The organism is Borreliella americana (assembly GCF_021043605.1).
Lineage (GTDB): Bacteria > Spirochaetota > Spirochaetia > Borreliales > Borreliaceae > Borreliella > Borreliella americana.
Genome location: NZ_JAJNFB010000035.1, coordinates 1 through 4,072, shown reverse-complemented (window position 1 = coordinate 4,072; position 4,072 = coordinate 1). Strand labels below are relative to the sequence as shown.

The window sequence follows — 4,072 nt, the reverse complement described above, 5'->3', positions numbered from 1 at the left end:
GTGTTAAGACGGGGAAAAAGGCTGAGGATGCTGAGAATGCTATTGAGGCTGCTATCGGGAAAAAGGAGGATGCTAATGTTGCTGCGTTTGGTGATGATGGAGGCAAAATAGGTAAGAAAAATGATCAGATTGCTGCTGCTATTGTTTTGCGGGGGATTGCTAAGGATGGAAAGTTTGATTTGCAGAATGCTGCTGAGCAAAAGAAGCAGCTGAAGAGTGTCGTTGAGGCTGCTGTTGGTGCGGTTACTGGTGAGCAGATACTGAAGGCGATTGTTGATGCTGCTGGTAAAGATGTTAAGGCGGGGAAAAAGGCTGCGGATGCTGCAAATGCTATTGAGGCTGCTATCGGGGCGAAGGAGGAGGGTAATGCTGCTGCGTTTGGTGATGGTGGAGGCAAAATAGGTAAGAAAAATGATCAGATTGCTGCTGCTATTGTTTTGCGGGGGATTGCTAAGGATGGAAAGTTTGATTTGAAGGAGAATGCTGGTGCTGATAAGAAGGCGCAGCTGAAGAGTGTCGTTGAGGCTGCTGTTGGTAAAAATGTTGAGGCGGGAAAAAAGGCTTCGGATGCTGAGAATGCTATTGAGGCTGCTATCGGGGAAAAGGAGGATAATGCTGCTGCGTTTGGTGAAGACAAAATAGGTAAGAAAAATGATCAGATTGCTGCTGCTATTGTTTTGCGGGGGATTGCTAAGGATGGAAAGTTTGATTTGCAGAATGCTGCTGGTGCTGATAAGAAGGCGCAGCTGAGGAGTGTCGTTGAGGCTGCTGTTGGGGCTGGTGTAAAGCTTGAGCCTGCTGAAGTTGCTGATGCTGGTAATGCTAATAATAATAAGGATGCTGGGAAGTTGTTTGGTAGTACTGGTGGTAATAATGATAATGATGGTGTTGATAAGGCAGCTGCTGCTGTTGGTGCGGTTACTGGTGAGCAGATACTGAAGGCGATTGTTGATGCTGCTGGTAAAGATGTTGAGGCGGGGAAAAAGGCTGCGGATGCTGCAAATGCTATTGAGGCTGCTATCGGGACGAATGAGGCGGATGCTGCTGCTGCGTTTGGTGATGATGAAATAGGTAAGAAAAATGATCAGATTGCTGCTGCTATTGTTTTGCGGGGGATTGCTAAGGATGGAAAGTTTGATTTGCAGAATGCTGATAAGAAGAAGCAGCTGAAGAGTGTCGTTGAGGCTGCTGTTGAGGCTGGTGTAAAGTTTGAGCCTGCTAAAGTTGCTGATGCTGGTGATGCTAATAATAATGCGGATGCTGGGAAGTTGTTTGGTAGTACTGATGGTAATGCTGCTGGTGATGGTGTTGATAAGGCAGCTGCTGCTGTTGGTGCGGTTACTGGTGAGCAGATACTGAAGGCGATTGTTGATGCTGCTGGTAAAGATGTTGCGACTGGGAAAAAGGCTGCGGATGCTGAGAATGCTATTGAGGCTGCTATCGGGGCGAATGAGGATAATGTTGCTGCTGCGTTTGGTGATGGTGAAGACAAAATAGGTAAGAAAAATGATCAGATTGCTGCTGCTATTGTTTTGCGGGGGATTGCTAAGGGTGGAAAGTTTGATTTGCAGAATGCTGGTGCTGATGAGCAAAAGAAGCAGCTGAAGAGTGTCGTTGAGGCTGCTTTGAGGCTGGTGTAAAGCTTGAGCCTGCTGAAGTTGCTGATGCTGGTGATGGTAATAATAATAATAAGGATGCTGGGAAGTTGTTTGGTAGTAATGGTGGTAATAATGCTAATGCTGGTGTTGATAAGGCAGCTGCTGCTGTTGGTGCGGTTACTGGTGAGCAGATACTGAAGGCGATTGTTGATGCTGCTGGTAAAGGTGTTGCAGAGAGGAAAAAGGCTTCGGAGGCTACAAATGCTATTGAGGCTGCTATCGGGACGAAGGAGGCGGGTGCTGCTGCGTTTGGTGATGGTGGAATAGGTAAGAAAAATGATCAGATTGCTGCTGCTATTGTTTTGCGGGGGATTGCTAAGGATGGAAAGTTTGATTTGAAGGATGGTGCTGGGCAAAAGAAGCAGCTGAAGAGTGTCGTTGAGGCTGCTTTGAGGCTGGTGATAATCCTAATAATAATAAGGATGCTGGGAAGTTGTTTGGTAGTACTAATGGTGGTAATGCTGCTGGTGTTGATAAGGCAGCTGCTGCTGTTGGTGCGGTTACTGGTGAGCAGATACTGAAGGCGATTGTTGATGCTGCTGGTAAAGATGTTAAGGCGGGGAAAAAGGCTGCGGAGGCTAAGAATGCTATTGAGGCTGCTATCGGGGCGAAGGATGCGGATGCTGCTGCGTTTGGTGCAGACAAAATAGGTAAGAAAAATGATCAGATTGCTGCTGCTATTGTTTTGCGGGGGATTGCTAAGGGTGGAAAGTTTGATTTACAGGATGGTGGTGATAAGAAGAAGCAGCTGAAGAGTGTCGTTGAGGCTGCTTTGATGCTGGTGCTGGTAATGCTAATAATAAGGATGCTGGGAAGTTGTTTGGTAGTACTAATGGTAATAATAATGATGCTGGTGTTGATAAGGCAGCTGCTGCTGTTGGTGCGGTTACTGGTGAGCAGATACTGAAGGCGATTGTTGATGCTGCTGGTAAAGATGTTAAGGGGAAAAAGGCTTCGGAGGCTACAAATGCTATTGAGGCTGCTATCGGGGCGAAGGAGGATGCGGGTGTTGCTGCTGCGTTTGGTGAAGGCAAAATAGGTAAGAAAAATGATCAGATTGCTGCTGCTATTGTTTTGCGGGGGATTGCTAAGGGTGGAAAGTTTGATTTACAGGATGGTGGTGCTGAGCAAAAGAAGCAGCTGAAGAGTGTCGTTGAGGCTGGCGTTGAGGCTGGTGTAAAGCTTGAGCCTGCTAAAGTTGCTGATGCTGATGATAATAAGGATGCTGGGAAGTTGTTTGGTAGTACTAATGGTAATGCTAATGCTGGTGTTGATAAGGCAGCTGCTGCTGTTGGTGCGGTTACTGGTGAGCAGATACTGAAGGCGATTGTTGATGCTGCTGGTAAAGGTGTTAAGACGGGGAAAAAGGCTGCGGATGCTACAAATGCTATTGAGGCTGCTATCGGGAAGAAGGAGGCGGGTGTTGCTGCGTTTGGTGATGATGGAGGCAAAATAGGTAAGAAAAATGATCAGATTGCTGCTGCTATTGTTTTGCGGGGGATTGCTAAGGATGGAAAGTTTGATTTGCAGGGTGCTGATGATAAGAAGGCGCAGCTGAAGAGTGTCGTTGAGGCTGCTGAAGTTGCTGGTGTAAAGCTTGGGCCTGCTAAAGTTGCTGATGCTGGTGATGCTAATAATAAGGATGCTGGGAAGTTGTTTGGTAGTAATGATGGTAATAATGCTGATGGTGTTGATAAGGCAGCTGCTGCTGTTGGTGCGGTTACTGGTGAGCAGATACTGAAGGCGATTGTTGATGCTGCTGGTAAAGGTGTTGAGACGGGGAAAAAGGCTGCGGAGGCTACAAATGCTATTGAGGCTGCTATCGGGGCGAAGGATGCTAATGTTGCTGCGTTTGGTGATGATGCAGACAAAATAGGTAAGAAAAATGATCAGATTGCTGCTGCTATTGTTTTGCGGGGGATTGCTAAGGGTGGAAAGTTTGATTTGAAGGATGCTGATAATAATAATGCGTATGCTGGGAAGTTGTTTGGTAGTAATGATGGTAATAATGCTGCTGGTGTTGATAAGGCAGCTGCTGCTGTTGGTGCGGTTACTGGTGAGCAGATACTGAAGGCGATTGTTGATGCTGTTGGTAAAGGTGTTGCGACTGGGAAAAAGGCTGAGGATGCTGCAAATGCTATTGAGGCTGCTATCGGGAAGAATGAGGCTGCTGTTGCTGCGTTTGGTGAAGGTGGAGGCAAAATAGGTAAGAAAAATGATCAGATTGCTGCTGCTATTGTTTTGCGGGGGATTGCTCTATAAGTTACCATATGAATTTGATTAATTAGAAGATAAAATAAACTTGAGGCTATTATATTAGTTTTTACCTTTTACTTTCTATTTTGTTAAAATCAGTATTAAGTTCTTCACTAAGAAGATATGTTTATTGAATAGATTTATATTCTGAAAAAGTT

General features: G+C 45.8%; 4 protein-coding genes. All 4 read left to right on the top strand.

What is annotated here, in order from left to right:
* Positions 1 to 1,640 (top strand): variable large family protein (locus tag LRB30_RS05545; RefSeq protein ID WP_231020094.1); only part of this gene is annotated, 1,640 nt, incomplete at its 5' end.
* Positions 1,641 to 1,705: 65 nt separating this feature from the next.
* Positions 1,706 to 2,179, top strand: a complete 474-nt coding sequence (locus LRB30_RS05540) for a variable large family protein (protein ID WP_231020092.1) — start codon at positions 1,706 to 1,708, stop codon at positions 2,177 to 2,179.
* Positions 2,092 to 2,565, top strand: a complete 474-nt coding sequence (locus LRB30_RS05535; RefSeq protein ID WP_231020090.1) for a variable large family protein — start codon at positions 2,092 to 2,094, stop codon at positions 2,563 to 2,565. The genes LRB30_RS05540 and LRB30_RS05535 overlap by 88 nt, the downstream gene beginning before the upstream one ends.
* Positions 2,475 to 3,920, top strand: a complete 1,446-nt coding sequence (locus LRB30_RS05530; protein WP_231020088.1) for a variable large family protein — start codon at positions 2,475 to 2,477, stop codon at positions 3,918 to 3,920. Before LRB30_RS05535 ends, LRB30_RS05530 begins: the two co-directional genes overlap by 91 nt.
* Positions 3,921 to 4,072: the final 152 nt, after the last annotated feature.